The sequence below is a fragment of the Actinoplanes solisilvae genome, from assembly GCF_003999975.1.
In the GTDB taxonomy this organism is placed as follows: Bacteria; Actinomycetota; Actinomycetes; order Mycobacteriales; family Micromonosporaceae; genus Actinoplanes; species Actinoplanes solisilvae.
This window is the reverse complement of sequence record NZ_RJAC01000002.1, coordinates 465417-480691: the sequence shown is the minus strand read 5'-3', so window position 1 is coordinate 480691 and position 15275 is coordinate 465417. Positions and strand designations below refer to the sequence as shown.

15 protein-coding genes are annotated in these 15275 nt (G+C 71.1%); 11 read left to right on the top strand and 4 right to left on the bottom strand.

What is annotated here, in order from left to right; translation table 11 throughout:
- Positions 1 to 56 precede the first annotated feature (56 nt).
- On the top strand, positions 57 to 644 hold the full coding sequence (locus EER30_RS48510) for a hypothetical protein (RefSeq protein WP_240669900.1): 588 nt from the start codon (positions 57 to 59) through the stop codon (positions 642 to 644).
- Here EER30_RS48510 and EER30_RS09150 read toward each other — a convergent pair.
- On the bottom strand, positions 628 to 1761 hold the full coding sequence (locus EER30_RS09150) for a Gfo/Idh/MocA family protein (protein ID WP_127499894.1): 1134 nt from the start codon (positions 1759 to 1761) through the stop codon (positions 628 to 630). The genes EER30_RS48510 and EER30_RS09150 overlap by 17 nt on opposite strands.
- A gap of 17 nt (positions 1762 to 1778) precedes the next feature.
- On the bottom strand, positions 1779 to 2357 hold the full coding sequence (locus EER30_RS09145) for a copper resistance CopC family protein (protein WP_127500250.1): 579 nt from the start codon (positions 2355 to 2357) through the stop codon (positions 1779 to 1781).
- Positions 2358 to 2487: 130 nt separating this feature from the next.
- Between EER30_RS09145 and EER30_RS09140 the strand changes: the two genes are divergently transcribed.
- From EER30_RS09140 to EER30_RS09095, 10 genes are all read left to right on the top strand, one after another.
- Positions 2488 to 3858, top strand: coding sequence for a VTT domain-containing protein (locus EER30_RS09140; protein WP_127499893.1), 1371 nt, complete (start codon positions 2488 to 2490; stop codon positions 3856 to 3858).
- A gap of 5 nt (positions 3859 to 3863) precedes the next feature.
- Positions 3864 to 5090 carry a sensor histidine kinase gene (locus tag EER30_RS09135; RefSeq protein ID WP_127499892.1) on the top strand — a complete coding sequence of 409 codons (1227 nt, stop codon included), beginning with the start codon at positions 3864 to 3866 and terminating at the stop codon, positions 5088 to 5090.
- On the top strand, positions 5078 to 5725 hold the full coding sequence (locus tag EER30_RS09130) for a response regulator transcription factor (RefSeq protein ID WP_127499891.1): 648 nt from the start codon (positions 5078 to 5080) through the stop codon (positions 5723 to 5725). The genes EER30_RS09135 and EER30_RS09130 overlap by 13 nt, the downstream gene beginning before the upstream one ends.
- A 110-nt stretch (positions 5726 to 5835) precedes the next feature.
- Complete coding sequence (locus tag EER30_RS09125; protein WP_127500249.1) at positions 5836 to 6579, top strand: ABC transporter ATP-binding protein; 744 nt, start codon at positions 5836 to 5838, stop codon at positions 6577 to 6579.
- A 3-nt stretch (positions 6580 to 6582) separates the two neighbouring features.
- Positions 6583 to 8751, top strand: coding sequence for an FtsX-like permease family protein (locus EER30_RS09120; RefSeq protein WP_127499890.1), 2169 nt, complete (start codon positions 6583 to 6585; stop codon positions 8749 to 8751).
- 86 nt (positions 8752 to 8837) lie between these two features.
- Positions 8838 to 9839, top strand: a complete 1002-nt coding sequence (locus EER30_RS09115) for an iron-siderophore ABC transporter substrate-binding protein (protein WP_127499889.1) — start codon at positions 8838 to 8840, stop codon at positions 9837 to 9839.
- A 7-nt stretch (positions 9840 to 9846) separates the two neighbouring features.
- Positions 9847 to 10866, top strand: a complete 1020-nt coding sequence (locus EER30_RS09110; protein WP_127499888.1) for a FecCD family ABC transporter permease — start codon at positions 9847 to 9849, stop codon at positions 10864 to 10866.
- A 2-nt stretch (positions 10867 to 10868) separates the two neighbouring features.
- The gene (locus EER30_RS09105) at positions 10869 to 11888 is read left to right on the top strand and encodes a FecCD family ABC transporter permease (RefSeq protein ID WP_240669899.1); all 1020 of its coding nucleotides are present in this window, start codon (positions 10869 to 10871) and stop codon (positions 11886 to 11888) included.
- Positions 11885 to 12709, top strand: coding sequence for an ABC transporter ATP-binding protein (locus tag EER30_RS09100; RefSeq protein ID WP_127499886.1), 825 nt, complete (start codon positions 11885 to 11887; stop codon positions 12707 to 12709). The genes EER30_RS09105 and EER30_RS09100 overlap by 4 nt, the downstream gene beginning before the upstream one ends.
- A gap of 17 nt (positions 12710 to 12726) precedes the next feature.
- The gene (locus EER30_RS09095) at positions 12727 to 13497 is read left to right on the top strand and encodes a DinB family protein (protein WP_127499885.1); all 771 of its coding nucleotides are present in this window, start codon (positions 12727 to 12729) and stop codon (positions 13495 to 13497) included.
- On the opposite strand, the gene EER30_RS09090 is transcribed toward EER30_RS09095, so the two are convergent.
- The gene (locus EER30_RS09090; RefSeq protein ID WP_127499884.1) at positions 13487 to 13783 is read right to left on the bottom strand and encodes an Rdx family protein; all 297 of its coding nucleotides are present in this window, start codon (positions 13781 to 13783) and stop codon (positions 13487 to 13489) included. The two genes, EER30_RS09095 and EER30_RS09090, sit on opposite strands and share 11 nt — an antisense overlap.
- A complete protein-coding gene (locus EER30_RS09085) occupies positions 13780 to 15204 on the bottom strand; it encodes a DHA2 family efflux MFS transporter permease subunit (protein ID WP_127499883.1) in 1425 nt (474 codons plus the stop codon). The genes EER30_RS09090 and EER30_RS09085 overlap by 4 nt, the downstream gene beginning before the upstream one ends.
- Between the last annotated feature and the right edge of the window lie 71 nt (positions 15205 to 15275).

The window sequence follows — 15275 nt, the reverse complement described above, 5'->3', positions numbered from 1 at the left end:
TCGTGTCACGCGGAACTCGATGGACGAAGCCCGTGACAGGACATACCTTCCTGATCGTGATCTCTTGGACTGCCGTTTTCGAAGTCGATCCGGTGGACGACGTGTCCTGGCCGGTGGCGACGGCGGCACCGTGGTCATGGGTGGTTCTCGACAGGAACACCACTGACGAGGAGAGCGGGCTGTTCATCGCGCGCCTGGCGTCGATCGGCGGAGCGACGGGAAGCCTGGCCGAGGTCATCGACGCGCTGATCGCCGAGGAGGTTCTGCTGATCAACGGCGGCGTGCGGTTGACCGACGAAGCCACGGCACAGGTTGTGGTGCCGGGCTGCTGTGCGGGTCTCGAGAACTGGCGCGACTGGGCCGAGTTGATGGCCGGTCAATCGGTCTGGCTGGGGCACAGCCCGGACCCCGAAATCGAGTTCTTCGGCGAGGATCTGCGCGTCTGGCAGGACGGCAAGAACCGCCAGGCGTACGTCGACCTGCCGCGAGCCGCGTTGCCGGGCCTGCTCGCCGACGTTCGGCGTGACCTGGTCGGTTTTCTGGACGCGCTGGGCGGCTGGGGTCAGCGTGCCGGGCTCGGCGGGCGCACGTCTGCCCTGGTCGAAGCGCTGGACGACAGCTTCAGGATCACCGCGGCAGTGTGACCCAGGCGCCTGACGCGGCGGACTGTTCCAGCGCGTCGAGGGCCTCGGCTGCCCGGATCGCGTCGACCAGGGTGGCACCGTACGGCTGGTTGTCGGTTATTGAACGCAGGAAGCGGGCCGCCTCGATGACTTTGAGGTCGTCGTAGCCCATCGGGATGCCCGCGCCGGGCTGGAAGGCGCCGAAGTCGGCGTCGTGCGGGCCGACGAAGATCGTGCTCACCGGTTCGTCCTGATAGGACGAGCCGACGGCCAGGCCGAGCTCGCCCATGCGGCGGAAGTCCCAGAACAGGGCGCCGCGGGTGCCGTGGATCTCGAAGCCGTAGCTGTTCTGTTCGCCGACCGCCACGCGGCTGCAGTCGAGGGTCACGCGGGCGCCGGAGGCCAGGCGTAGCAGTGCGGCGAAATAGTCGTCGTTCTCGACCGGGCCCGGTTCGCCGCTGCCGCGTTCGTGACCGGCGGTGGCACCGACCGGCCGTGGCCGTTGGGGGATGAACACGGCTGTGTCGGCCACCAGCGAGTCGATCTCGCCGAGCAGGTAGCGGATCAGGTCGACGCCGTGGGCACCCAGATCGCCCAGTACGCCGTTGCCGCCGCGGGCTCGTTCGAAACGCCAGCTCAGAGCGCCGTCGGGGTGGGCCGCGTAGTCGCTCAGGAAACGGAACCGGGCGTGCGTGACCGAGCCGATCTCGCCCGCCGAGATGATCGACCGGGCTTTCTCGACGGCCGGGGCGTTGCGGTAGTTGAAGCCGACGGTCACTCGCACGTCGCCGACGATGGCGCGCGCGTCGGCCGCGGTGAGACCGACCGGCTTCTCGATCCAGATGTGCTGGCCGGCCGCCGCGAAGGCGCTGCCCATCTCGCGGTGCAGGAAGTTGGGCGCGGTGATGCTGACGGCGCGCACCCGCGGGTCACCGACCAGGTCGCGCCAGCTCGCGGTCGACTCGTCGAAGCCGTAACGGACGGCGGCGGCCGTGGCCCGGCCGGGCACGTCGTCGGCCACCGAGACCAGGCGCAGCGGGGGCAGATCGGCGACATGGTGAGGCACCCGGGCGTACGCCTGGGCGTGCACCCGGCCCATCCAGCCGAACCCGACAACCGCGACGCCGACCTCGTCCATCGGCCGAGCCTAACCCGTCAGGTGGTCTTGCGGCGGCGGGCGAAGAGGAAGCCGCCGACGGCCAGAAGGGCGACGACGATCGCGGCGATCGTGACGATCAGGCCGGTGTTGCTGGATTCGTCCGGGGCGGACGACGAGGAGGCAAGGTCGGCCGGAGCGGCGACGCTGGCCGCCGGAGCCGACGCCGGGGCCGCCGTGGTGGCGGTGGCGGTGGGTGAGGGGGAGGCCGTCGCGGTCGGGTCGGCCACGGTGAACTTGTAGGAGCCCTTGACCGTGTGGCCGTCGGTGGAGACGACGCTGTAGGCGACCGTGTAAGAGCCGTTGACCAGCGGCTCGAACGTGATCGACCCCACGGCCCCTTCGACCTTGGGCGCGGAGGCGGTGACGGCGGCCGCACCGGTCAGCTTGATCGTCGTGTATTCCGGGTTCAGCTTCTGCAGGAACTTGAGCTTGACGCTGGTCGGAGCCTTCTTGACCGTGGCGCCCTTGGCCGGCGTGGCCTCGGTCAGCGCGTTGTGGGCCAGCGCCGGCGCGCCGGGCAGCAGCACAGCGACCATGGCGGCCAACGCGACGAGAAGACGGGTGCTTTTGTTCATGCGGTTCACGCATCCCATCGTATGGTGCGGGGCAGTGCTCGTTGGTCGCTCCGGACGGCACAGGAGTTCCGGGTACGGCCAGGGAATGTCACCGATCCCCCCGGGGTGTGACCGTCCTTAGGCTCCGGGCGTGCAAATTCTCGACCAGCTTCTCGGCGCACTGCCCGCGGGGCTGGTGCTCGCGGTCGTCGGGGCGCTCGTGCTGGCCGAGGCGGCGCTGCTCGCCGGGCTCGTGCTGCCCTCGGCGACCGCCCTCGTCGCTCTGGGCCTGCTGGCCAACGAACAGGTCGTGGGCATCGTGCCGGCCGTGCTGGTCGCCGTGGGGGCGGCGCTGCTGGGCGGCACCGCGGGCTTTGTCGCCGGTCGGCGCCGAGGGCCGCGGGTGCGCTGGGTCAAGGAGAAACACTGGCAGAGGGCCGAGCGCATCTTCACCCGCCACGGCGGCCGAGCTGTCTTCTTCGGACAGTGGGTGGTCGGCGCGCGTACGCTCGTGCCCCGCCTCGCCGGGATGAACGGGGTGCCTTACCGCAGGTTCGCGGCCTGGCACAGCCCGGCGGCGGTCGGCTGGGCGGTGTGGCTGGTCGTCGGCAGCTATCTGGCCGGTGCCTCCTACGACGTGCTGGCCGCCCGCGCGGGCCGGGCCGGGGGAGCGCTGGCCGTGCTGACCGCCCTGCTCATCGGGCTGGCGCTGGCCGGTCGTTGGCTGGGCAGCCGCCCGGTGAGCTCCGAACCGTGGCGCCGGTCGATGCGCCTGAACCATCCACTGATCGTGCGGTTGTGGTCGAACCGGACTCTCGCGGTGGCCGCGAGCACGGGGCTTCTGGGGGTCCTGGCCGTTCTTCTCCTGCTGGTCATCCCGCTGATCGTCAAGTTCAGCGGTCTGTCCGCGGCCGATCAGGCCGTCGCGGGCTGGGCCCGCGGCCAGTGGACCTCCGACGGCTATCTCTTCGCTCTCGACCTGGCCACCTCGGTCAGCCCCGAGGCGCTGCTGGGCGGCGCCGTGGTCGTCGCCCTCGCCCGTGCCTGGTGGCGCCGCGAAAAGCTGTTCGACGCCGTGATCCCGCTGCTGCCGATGGCGGTGCTCGTGCTGATCCTGGCGATCGCGGACCCGCCGTCCTGGCAGGGGCCGCCCGACGTGTTCTTCCCGTCGGTGCTCGAATTCGACGGCCCGCTTCCGCTCGGCGACGCCGCTCCGGCCCTGGCCGGCCTGGCCTCCGGGGCGACCGCCCAACTGGCCGCGGTCGTCGGCCTCCTCGCCTGGCTGCTGGCGCGGCGCCGGTCGTGGCCGTGGCGGGTCACGGTCGGCACGGTGGCCGCCGCCGGGCTCACCGTCTGTGCCGGTTCGTGGGTCTACCTGGGCTGGAGTCATCTGAGCGCGACGATCGCGGCCGTCCTCCTCGGTGTCGCCTGGGCCGTGCTCAACGCGGCGATCTGGGCTTCCCGCAGCCCCGGCCCGCCGCCGGTGCCGGCACGAGCCGAGCTGGAGCACGCGTTAGGGTGACGGCTATGACCGCTGATCGGCTGCGGCACCAGGTGCGCTCGGCGGTCGACGCCTTCCTGCGGCTGGCAAGCGGCTTCGGCGTCGCGATCCTGGCGATGGCCGCCCTGTTCTGGTGCATCGTCGTGCTGGTGCTCAGCGTGGCCGGGATCGGTCTGCTGCTCGCCCCGTCCGCCGCGCACCTGGTCCGCTTCGTGGCCGACCGCGAACGGGCTCGCTTGTCCCGATGGGGTCCCGCCGTCCTCGGGCCGATGCCGTTGCGCCCGGGCCTGCGGGCCTGGCGCGACCCGGCGCTGGGGCGGGAACTGGTGTGGGTCGCCGAGCACGCGAGCCTCGGTTTCGTGATCGGACTGTTCGGCCTGACCGCGCCGTTCTCGGCCCTGCAAGACCTGACCTTCCCGCTCTGGTGGCGGGCCGTCCCACCCGACGGGGCGCCGGGCTTCGCGTTCTGGGCCGTGCACAACCTGTTCGACGCGCTCGGCGTGGCCCTGATCGGTCTGGGCTGGCTCGTGTTCACCCTTTTTGGCAATCCGCTGCTGGCCCGCGCGCAGGCGTGGCCGGGCCGGCTGCTGCTGGCTCCGCCGCCCGGCACCGACCAGTCGCTGCGCATCGCCGAGCTGACCGCGACCCGGGCCGCCGCCCTCGACGCGCACGCGGCCGAGCTGCGCCGCATCGAGCGCTCGCTGCACGACGGCGCGCAGAACCGCCTGGTCGCGGTCAGCGTGCTGCTCGGTGCGGCCCGCCGGGCGGTCGCCCGCGATCCCGCCACCGCCGGCGAGGTGCTCGACCGGGCTCAGGACGCGGCCGAACAAGCCCTGGCCGAGCTGCGTACGGTCGTGCGTGGCATCCTGCCCCCGGTGCTCGACGGCCGCGGTCTCGACGGCGCGCTGGCCGGGCTGGCGGCCGACTGCGGCGTGCCCTGCCGGCTCGACGTCGACGTGCCGGGCCGGTGCGCCGCCTCGGTCGAGGCGACCGCCTATTTCGTCGTGGCCGAGGCGCTGACCAACATCACCAAGCACAGCGGGGCGACCTCGGCGAGCGTCGCGGTGCGGCGGGCCGGTGACCGGCTGATCGTCACCGTCGAGGACGACGGTCGCGGCGGCGCCGACGAGCTCGGCGGGTCCGGCATCACCGGCATCCGTCGCCGCGTGGAGGCGTACGACGGAAGTTTGATGCTGTCGAGTCCGGTTGGCGGACCGACGACGATGCGAGTGGAGCTGCCGTGCGGATCGTGATCGCCGAGGACGACCCGTTGCTGCGTGAGGGCCTGGCCCTGCTGCTGCGGGCCGAGGGGCTCGACGTGGTCGCCACGGCGGTCGACCCGGCCACGTTCCTCGCCGCCGTCGAAGCGTACGAACCGGACGTGGCGATCGTCGACGTCCGCATGCCGCCCACGCATACCGACGAGGGCATCGTCGCCGCGGTCGAGGCGCGGAAGCGGTTGCCGGAGCTGAAAGTGCTGGTGCTCTCGGCGTACGTGGAGAAGGCTTTTGCCACTGACCTGCTGGCCGGGGGCGCGGGCGGGCTCGGCTATCTGCTCAAGGAGCGGGTGGGCCGGGTCGAGCAGTTCCTCGAGGCGCTGCACCGCGTCGCCGGCGGGGGTACGGCGGTCGATCCCGAGGTGGTCGGTCTGCTGCTGGCCCGCAACCGGCCCGACACCGCGCTGGCCCGGCTCAGCCCGCGCGAGCAGGACGTGCTCGCGTTGATGGCCGAGGGGCTGGGCAACACCGCCATCGCCGAGAAGCTCGTGGTCACCGAGGGTGCCGTGCACAAGCACATTCGCAGCATCTTCGCCAAGCTCGACCTGGCCCCGGACGACCGCGCCGACCGCCGGGTGACCGCCGTGCTGCGCTATCTCGAGAAGGTATAGCTGGCTGTACCTCGAACAGGGCAGCTAGCTCCATCGCGCTCGACCGCCCCCGAAAATAGCGTTCTCGGTGCAGGGAAAACCCCTACCGAGAGGCGCAAGTGATGAACCAGATGGTCGCGGTCCGGGTCGAGAATCTCACCCGGACGTACGCCACCGACGGTCAGGCGGTCGCGGCCCTGGCCGGGGTCGACGCAGAGTTCGCGCGGGGCACGTTCACCGCGGTGATGGGCCCGTCCGGTTCCGGCAAGAGCACCCTGTTGCAGACGGCTGCCGGCCTCGACCGCCCGTCCTCGGGCCGGGTGTGGATCGGTGACACCGAGTTGTCGAAGCTCAACGAGACCAGGCTGACCGAGCTTCGGCGCGACCGCATCGGCTTCGTCTTCCAGGCGTTCAACCTGATCGGCGCGCTCACCGTCGAAGAGAACATCCTGCTGCCGTCCAAGCTGTCGGGCGAGCGGCCCGACCGGCCGTGGGTGGCGAGCGTCGTCGAGCGCGTCGGCCTGACCGGGCGGCTCAAACATCGTCCCGCCCAGCTCTCCGGCGGCCAGCAGCAGCGCGTCGCCATCGCCCGGGCGCTGGCCGTGCGTCCCGACGTGGTCTTCGCCGACGAACCGACCGGCGCGCTCGACACCGAGACGGCCGCCGAGGTTCTCGGCCTGCTGCGCTCGATGGTCGACGAATACGGACAGACCGTGGTGATGGTGACCCACGACCCGGTCGCGGCCTCCTATGCCGATCGCGTGATGGTGCTGGCCGACGGCCGCATCGTGCGCGACCTGCCGCAGCTCGGCGCCGAAGGCATCGCCGAGGTGCTCGCGTCCCTGGGCCGCCGCCGCGTGACGGTGGGGGGCTGAGCCGTGCTGAAGCTCGCGACCCGCCTGTTGCGCCACCGCCCCGGAACCTCGATCGCCACCCTGGTCGCCCTGGCCGGCGGCGTCATGATCCTGATGACCCTGGCCGTCTTCGTCGAGTCGGGGCTGCGTTACCGGCCTCAGCCGCAACAGTTCGCGGCGGCCGACGTGGTGGTCGCTCACCGGCAGATCACCGTCACCACCAAGGAGTTCGACGGCGGCACGACCACCAGTGAGGTTCCGCTGCCCGAGGGCACGGTCCCGGTCGCGCTGGCCGATCAGATCCGTGCCCTGCCCGGCGTCACCGACGTTCAGGTCGCCAACCCGCAGAACGGCCGCGCGCAAGCGATCGCCGTCAAGGCGGCGCCGGCGGCGGAACGTGAAATCGACAGGCTGGCCCGCGGCAACGGCGTCGAGGCGTACGCGGGGAAGGACCGCGGCTGGGCCGAGCCGTCCTCCTCGACCGAGGCCCGCACCCTGTTGATCGAGGTCGGCGGCGTGTTCGGCGCCTACGTGATCCTGCTGATCGTCTTCGTGGTGGCCGGCACGGTCGGCCTGTCCGTCCGGCACCGTCGCCGCGATCTCGCCCTGCTCCGCGCTGTCGCCGCCACCCCACGTCAGGTACGCCGCCTGGTCGTCGCCGAAGCCGCGACGGTCGCCCTGGCCGCCGCCGCGATCGGTGTGCCCGCCGGCATCCTGGCCACCCGCTGGACGCACCACGAGCTGGTCGCCCGCGGATTCGTCCCGGCCGGCTTCCCGATCGCCCCTCCCTGGATCGCCGCCGGGATCGCCACGGCCGCGATCCTGCTGGTCGCCGTTCTCGCGGCGCGCCTCGCGGCCCGACGGATCTCCCGCATTCGTCCCGTCGAGGCGCTCGGCGAGATCGCCGTCGAACCGGCACGGGGAGGGCGCGTCCGTCTCGTGTTCGGCCTGCTCACGCTCGCGTTGGCCGGCACGGCCACGTTCTTCGCCGCCGGCCTGTCCGGGGAAGGGGCGCTGGCCGCGGCGATCGGCATGCTCTACCTGTTCGTCATCGCGGTGGCGCTGCTCGCCCCGTGGGTCAACGGGTTCGCGGCCCGGCTGCTGCGCCCGTTCCTGCGCGGGGTCTGGGGTGTCTCGGGCGATCTCGCGGCGGCCAACCTGAAGGCGAACGCCCGCGGCATGTCGGCGGTGCTGACCGCGCTCGTCCTGTCGGTCGGGTTCGGCGGCTCGGTCTGGTTCCTGCAGGACAACCTGCAACGCCAGACGATCAGCCAGAGCCGCGACGGCATGCTGGCCGACCGGGTGCTGACCGCGCCGCAGGGGCTGCCCGCCACCATCGTCGACCAGGTGCGGCACGTTCCCGGTGTGGCCACGGCGACGGGCGTGCGGCACACGTCGGTGGTCGTGCGCATCTTCGACGGCGCCCAGGCCTCCGTGGCCCGGGAGGTCGACCCGGCCACCGTGCGATCCACGATGGATCTGAAGGTCCAGAAGGGCAGCCTGGCCGACCTGACCGACGGCACGATCGCGGTCTCGGCCCTGCAGGCGTCGTCGTCCGGCTGGAAGGTCGGTGACCGGGCCGATTTCTGGCGGGCCGACGGCTCCCCGGCTCAGGCGCGGGTGGTCGCGATCTATCAGCGTGGGCTCGGCTTCGGCGACGTCCTGCTGCCGGGTGGCGGCGGCCCGGTCGACGAGCTTCTGTTGCGCACCGACGGCACCGCCGACCAGCGGCTGGCCGCCTTCGGAACGGTGAGCTCGGTCGACGACCTGAGCGGTCGGCTGAGCCGTGACCTGGCGATCAGCGCCTGGCTCAACAAGCTGCTGATCGGTGTGATGGTCGGCTATGCGGCGCTCGCGGCCGGCAACACGATGGTGATGGCGGCGCTGGCCCGCAGCCGGGAACTGGCCCTGTTGCGGCTGGCCGGCGTCACCCGCCGCCAGGTGCGGCGCATGGTCAACGCCGAGCAGGCCGGCCTGCTCGGGGCCGCGCTCACGGTCGGCGCCGTGATCGCCGGGATGACGCTGATCGCGGTGGTGCACGCCCTGACCGGAACGCTGGTGCCTTACATACCGCCGATGGGCTGGGTGGTCGTGCTGGGCGGCACGACGGTGCTGGCACTGGTGACCACGATCCTGCCGGTCGGTCGCCTGCTGCGGGTGCCGGCGGTGCACGCGGCGGGCACAAAGGAGTAGCAAAATGTGACCTGAACGGCTCTGGCTTGCGGATATGGTGAGCTTCATTAGGTTAGGCTCACCTACTAAATCTTGATGGAGCCTTGATGCGACTTCCGTTTTCGCGGGCCGGCCGACTGCTGTCGGTCGGCCTCCTCGGCGCCGTCGTGGCCCTCGCCGGCTGCTCGACGACCGGCAGCGAGGACACGAACAACGCCGCACCCGCAGCCGGCTCCGCCTTCCCGGTCACGATCCCGACCGCGTTCGGTGACGTGACCGTCCCCAAGCAGCCCGAGCGGGTTGTCGCGCTCGGCTGGAGCGACGCCGACGTGGCGCTCTCCCTCGGTGTGCAGCCGGTCGGCGCGTCCGACTGGCTGGCCTTCGGCGGCGACGGGCAGGGCCCGTGGAACGCCGGCAAGTACACGACGAAGCCCGAGCTGCTCGGCACGCTCGAGGTCGACATGGAGAAGGTCGCCGCGCTCAAGCCCGACCTGATCCTCGACACCCGGTCCAGCGGCGAGAAAGCCCGCTACGACCAGCTCAGCAAGCTCGGCGTTCCGGTGATCGACGTCCCCAAGGGCGGCGAGATGTACCTGACCACCTGGGAGCAGCAGCTCGACATGGTCGGCAAGGCGCTCGGCAAGCAGACCGAGGCGGCCAAGCTCAAGACCGACCTGGACGCGAAGTTCACCGCGGCCGCCGCGGCCAACCCGAAGTTCAAGGACGCCACCGTGGCCGCGGTCGCCCGCACCGGCGACGGCTGGGGCGCCTACGTCACCGGCGACGGCCGGGTCGACTTCCTCACCAAGCTCGGCTTCAAGAACGCGCCGGCGATCGAGGCCAAGAAGACCAACTCGTTCTACATCCCGCTCTCCAACGAGCAACTCGACCTGGCCGACGCCGACCTGACCGTCGTCTTCCTCATCCAGGCCACGCTCGACCAGGTCAAGAACGACAAGCTCTTCCAGGCCGTCCCGTCGGTCAAGGCCGGTCACGTGGCCTACATGGACGACAAGGACATCTCGAACGCCTTCTCGAGCGCGTCGGTCGGCGGCCTGTCGTTCGCCGTCGACAAGGTCACCCCGCTGCTGGCTACCGCCCTCGGCTGAGTCGCAGGTGCCGGACAACCGTCACCGCAGGGCCGTCGTGCTCACCACCGGACTGGTGGTGGTCGCGGCGGCCCTCGCCGGAGCAGCCCTTCTCAGCCTGGCCGTCGGCGCCCGCGCCATCCCCTTCGGCACGGTCCTGCACGCCCTGGTCAGCCCCGACCCCAACGCCACCGTCGACCTGATCGTCACCGAGTCGCGGATACCGCGCACGATCATCGGGCTGCTCGCCGGGGCCGCGTTCGGCCTGGCCGGTGCGGTGATCCAGGGCGTCACCCGCAACCCGTTGGCCGACCCCGGCATCCTCGGCGTCAACGCCGGAGCCGGGCTGTTCATCGTCATCGCGATCAGCTTCTTCGGGATCACCGGCCTGACCGGGTACGTCTGGTTCGGCTTCCTCGGCGCGGCGATCACCTCGTTCGTCGTGTACGCCATCGGCTCGCTCGGCCGCGGCGGCGCCACCCCGGTCAAGCTGGCGCTGGCCGGTGCGGCGGTCACCGCCGGGCTCACGTCGTTCACCACCGCCGTGCTGATCACCGACGTGGACGCGTACGACCAGTTCCGCTTCTGGCAGGTGGGCGCCCTGGCCAACCGGGGCACCGACATCGCCGTACAGGGCCTGCCGTTTCTGATCGTCGGGGCGCTGCTCGCCCTCGGGTCGGCCCGCGCGCTGAATGCCCTGGCCCTCGGCGACGACGTCGCCACCTCGTTCGGCCAGAACGTGATCGTCGCCCGGCTTCTGGCCGCCGGGGCGGTGGTGCTGCTCTGCGGCGCGGCGACCGCGATGGCCGGCCCGATCGTCTTCATCGGCCTGGTCATCCCGCACATCGCGCGGGCGATCACCGGCCCCGACCACCGATGGCTGCTGCCCTATTCGATGCTGCTCGCGCCGCTGCTCCTGCTGCTGGCCGACGTGCTCGGCCGGGTCATCGCCCGCCCCGGGGAGGTGCAGGTCGGCATCGTCACCGCGATCATCGGCGCCCCGATCTTCATCATCCTGGCCCGCCGGGAAAGGCTGGCCGAGCTGTGAACGTGATCGCCGACATTCGTCGCCGGGAGCTCGCTCGCGGCCGCCGGGTCACCGTCGTGCTGGCCGTCGCCGTGGTGGCGGTGTTCGCGCTGGCCCTCTCCTACGGCGACTTCCAGATCTCGCTGCCCGACGTGGTGCGCTCGCTGCTGGGCCTGTCCACGCCGCCGGGCGTCGAGTACGTCATGCACGAACTGCGACTGCCCCGGGCGTCGGTCTCGGCGCTGGCCGGGCTCGCGTTCGGGCTGGCCGGCGCGATCTTCCAGCAGCTCCTGCGCAACCCGCTGGCCAGCCCCGACGTGATCGGCGTCAGCCAGGGCGCGACGGCCGCCGCGGTGACGACGGTGCTGGTCTTCGGCGTGAGCGGGGGAGGGGTCGCGGCGGCCGCACTGGGTGGCGCCGTCGTCACCGCCCTGGCCATCTACCTGCTCTCGTGGCGCAAGGGCGTCGGCGGCTATCGGCTGATCCTCGTCGGCATCGGCGTCGGCACGGCGCTGACCAGCATCACCTCGTTCATCCTGACCCGCTCGGACGTGAAGATCGCGGCCGAGGCGCTGATCTGGCTCACCGGCAGCGTGAACGGCCGCACCTGGGCCCAGATCGTGCCGCTGGCCGTCGCCGAGGTGATCCTGGTGCCGCTGGCCCTGGTGCTGGGGCGGGTGCTCTCGGGCATGCAGCTCGGCGACGACCTGGCCAAAGCATTCGGCGTACGGGTCGAGTGGAGCCGATTCGCGCTGCTGCTCACCGGCGTGTGCCTGGCCGGCATGGCGACCTCGGCGGCCGGACCGATCGCGTTCGTCGCGTTCATGTCCGGCCCGATCGCCGTACGCCTGGTCGGCGGTGGACGGCCCGTCCTGGTGCAGGCCGCCCTGGTCGGGGCGGTGCTGGTGCTCGCCTCCGACTTCATCGGCACACACCTGCTCGGCGCCCGCCAGTTCCCGGTCGGCGTCGTCACCGGCGTCATCGGCGCCCCCTACCTGCTGTGGCTGCTCGCCACGGCCAACCGCTCCGGCCGAGGAGGATGACGGTGCCCGCTCCCGTGAACTTGGAGGCCGACCGGCTGTCGCTGGGATACGGCGAACGGACCGTGGTCCGCGACCTGAGCATGGCGCTGCCCACCGGCAAGGTCACGATCATCGTGGGCCCGAACGCCTGCGGGAAGTCGACGTTCCTGAGCGGGCTGGCCCGGCTGTTGCCCGCCGCGTCGGGCGCGGTGCTGCTCGACGGAAAATCAATACACGCGACGCCGAGCCGGGACGTCGCGCTCAAGCTCGGCATCCTGCCGCAGGGACCGATCGCGCCGGACGGCATCACGGTCACCGACCTGGTCAGCCGGGGCCGGCACGTGCACCAGGGCTGGTTCCGCCGGTGGAGCAGCGGGGACGACGACGCCGTCACGCAGGCGCTCACGGCGACGGGCACGCTGTCGCTGGCGGCCCGGCCGGTCGACGAGCTCTCCGGCGGGCAAAGGCAACGGGTCTGGATCGCGATGGCGCTGGCCCAGCGCACCGGGATCCTGCTGCTCGACGAGCCGACGACCTACCTCGACATCAGCCATCAGGTCGAGGTGCTCGACCTGCTCACCGACCTGAACGAGGCCGAGGGCACGACCGTCGTGATCGTGCTGCACGAGCTGAACCTGGCCTTCCGCTACGCCGACCATCTCGTGGTGATGAAGGACGGCGCGGTGGTGACCGCGGGCGTGCCGGGCGAGGTGCTCAGCGAGTCGATCATCGAGGACGTCTTCGGCATGCGCTGCCGGCTCGTGAACGACCCCATCTCGGACACGCCGATGATCGTCCCGATCGGCCGGCATCGCATCGGGGAAGCGGATCGTCCGGAATAGCACCTAGCCTGCGAGACATGGCGGAATTCGAGCAGCGGGACCTGAGCGCGTCCCGGTTCAACCACGTCGACCTGAGCGCGTCCCGGTTCACCGACGTCGACCTGCGGCGCTCGGTGTTCCGCGACACCGACTTCTTCGGCTCGGTCATGCGCAGCGTCTATCTGAGCGACGTGAGCATCGAGGGCGAGATCAAGAACCTGGTCATCAACGGGGTCGACGTGGCGCCGCTGGTCGAGGCCGAGCTCGACCGGCGCGACCCGCGGCGGCCCAAGATGCGCCCGACCGACCCGGCCGGGTTCCGCGAGGCGTGGGACCTCGTCGGGACCATGTGGGAGGGCACGGTCGAGCGGGCCCGCAAACTGCCGCCGGAGATGCTGCACGAATCGGTCGACGGCGAATGGTCGTTCATCGAGACGCTGCGGCATCTCGCGTTCGCCACCGAGTCGTGGGTCTCCCGGGCGATGCTCGGCGAGCAGGCGCCGTGGCATCCGCTCTCGCTGCCCTGGGACGGCATGCCCGACACGCCCGGGGTACCGCGCGACCGGGCGGTGCGGCCGACCCTCGACGAGGTGCTCGAGCTGCGGCTTGACCGGATGGCGACCGTACGCCGGGTGGTCGGCTCATTGACCGTCGCGGAGCTGGACTCTCGTACGACCCCGACCGAGGGCATCGGCTGGCCGCCGCCGGACCGGTACCCCGTACGGGAATGCCTGTTGACGGTCTTGAACGAGGAATGGCATCACCGGCTCTATGCCGAGCGCGACCTCGACGTGCTCTTCAGCCGCTAGGACTCTCGGCCGCGCGGTCGGTGTGACCGAGGGAGCGGCCGGGCGCGATGCGGTCGCGCACCAGCCGCTTCAACTCGGGCAGCTCCGGAAAACCGCTCTCCTTGCGCGACCACAGCAGCTCGTCGTCGAGCCGGATCTCGAACACCCCGCCCGTGCCCGGCACCAGCGCCACCTCGCCCAGCTCCTTCTGGAACGTGGTGAGCAGCTCCTGCGCCGTCCACGCGGCCCGCATCAGCCAGCGGCACTGCGTGCAGTACTCGATCTCCAACCGGGGTGTTCTCGTCACGCCTGCGAGTATGCCGGTTCCTTCGGCAGCTGCTCGTCGACGGCGGCCGGGCGCACCGAGCGCAGCGCCCACAACGCGATCGGAATGCCCGCGGCCACCAGGATCGCCGCCACGACCAGCGAGAACTGGTAGCCGGCGAGGTAGCGGTGCAGCTCGCTGCCGGTGGCCGCGTTCGACCGGTTCGACAGGATCGCGCCGAGGATCGTGATGCCGAGCAGGCCGAACACCTCACGCGAGACGTTGAGCATGCCCGACGCGATCCCGGCCCGGCTCAGCGGCAGTGCGCCGACCACGACGTTGTTCAGCGGCACCAGCAACCCGCCGCCGACGCCGTAGACCAGGAACCACGGCAACAGATCCAGATAGGAAGTTCCTTCCCCGTACGACGCGATGCCCGCGACCGACACCGCCATGAGCGCGAGTGCGGCCGCCACCGTGCGCGCGGCCCCGAACCGTGCCTCGAGCCGCGGCGAGAGCGTCGCCATCACGGCCATGACCAGCGCCATCGGCACGAACGCGGCGCCCGCCTCGGTGGGCGAGAAGCCGAGCACGTTCTGCATGTAGATGGCCGTGTAGAAGTAGATGCCGAACACGCCGAACGCCCACAGGCCCATCGCGAGCAGGCCGCCGCTGAAGACGCGCATGCGGAAGAAGCCGAGGTTCATCATCGGATTGGCCGAGCGAGACTCGATGACCATGAAGGCGATCGCACTGACCGCGGCGACGGCGAAACCGGCCAGGATCAGGCCGTCGCTCCAGCCGCGTGACTCTCCCTCGATCAGCGCGAACGTCAGGGCGAAGAGCGCGAGCGACGAGGTGGCGAGACCGGGCAGGTCGAGCCCGCGGTTCTTGGCGCGACGACCGGCCGGGATGCTCACCGCGGCGAGAACGGCGGTGGCGACGCCGATCGGGGCGTTGATCAGGAAGATCCAGCCCCACGACACGTGTTCACTGAGCCAGCCGCCGGTCAGCGGCCCGATGGCCAGGGCCAGCGCGCCCACGCCGCCCCAGATGCCGATGGCCGTTCCGCGTTCGCGGGGATTCGGGAACAGCGCCGGCAGCAGGGCCAGCGAGGCCGGGGTGAGCAGGGCCGCGCCCACGCCCTGCACGGCCCGCGCGCCGATCAGCATCTCCTGGCTCTGCGCGAGACCGGCGACGACCGAGGCGACCGTGAAGATCGCGAGGCCGCCGAAGAACGCGCCACGCATGCCCAGCACGTCGGCGATGCGGCCCCCGGCCAGCAGGAAGCCGGCGAAGACCAGGATGTAGGAGCTGGCGATCCATTCCAGTCCCTCGATGCTCAGCCCCAGATCGCGCTGGATCGAAGGGAGAGCAACGTTCACCACGTTGTTGTCCAGATAGGTCATGAACGTGCCCAGCGCCACCGCGACCAGCGCCCACCACCTGCGGTTCTTCTCCATAACGCCCCCCTGTACAACGTCCTTGTACGGCGTACATGTACCTCGTACATGAGACCTGTACGTTGTATGGT

Bases quoted from the DNA above. Each gene is read 5' to 3' on its own strand.
- EER30_RS09135 (WP_127499892.1), top strand. From the start codon at position 3,864: ATGACCGCTGATCGGCTGCGGCACCAGGTGCGCTCGGCGGTCGACGCC.
- EER30_RS09100 (WP_127499886.1), top strand. From the start codon at position 11,885: ATGACGGTGCCCGCTCCCGTGAACTTGGAGGCCGACCGGCTGTCGCTG.
- EER30_RS09150 (WP_127499894.1), bottom strand. From the start codon at position 1,761: ATGGACGAGGTCGGCGTCGCGGTTGTCGGGTTCGGCTGGATGGGCCGG.
- EER30_RS09125 (WP_127500249.1), top strand. From the start codon at position 5,836: ATGGTCGCGGTCCGGGTCGAGAATCTCACCCGGACGTACGCCACCGAC.
- EER30_RS09115 (WP_127499889.1), top strand. From the start codon at position 8,838: ATGCGACTTCCGTTTTCGCGGGCCGGCCGACTGCTGTCGGTCGGCCTC.
- EER30_RS09085 (WP_127499883.1), bottom strand. From the start codon at position 15,204: ATGGAGAAGAACCGCAGGTGGTGGGCGCTGGTCGCGGTGGCGCTGGGC.
- EER30_RS09145 (WP_127500250.1), bottom strand. From the start codon at position 2,357: ATGAACAAAAGCACCCGTCTTCTCGTCGCGTTGGCCGCCATGGTCGCT.
- EER30_RS09095 (WP_127499885.1), top strand. From the start codon at position 12,727: ATGGCGGAATTCGAGCAGCGGGACCTGAGCGCGTCCCGGTTCAACCAC.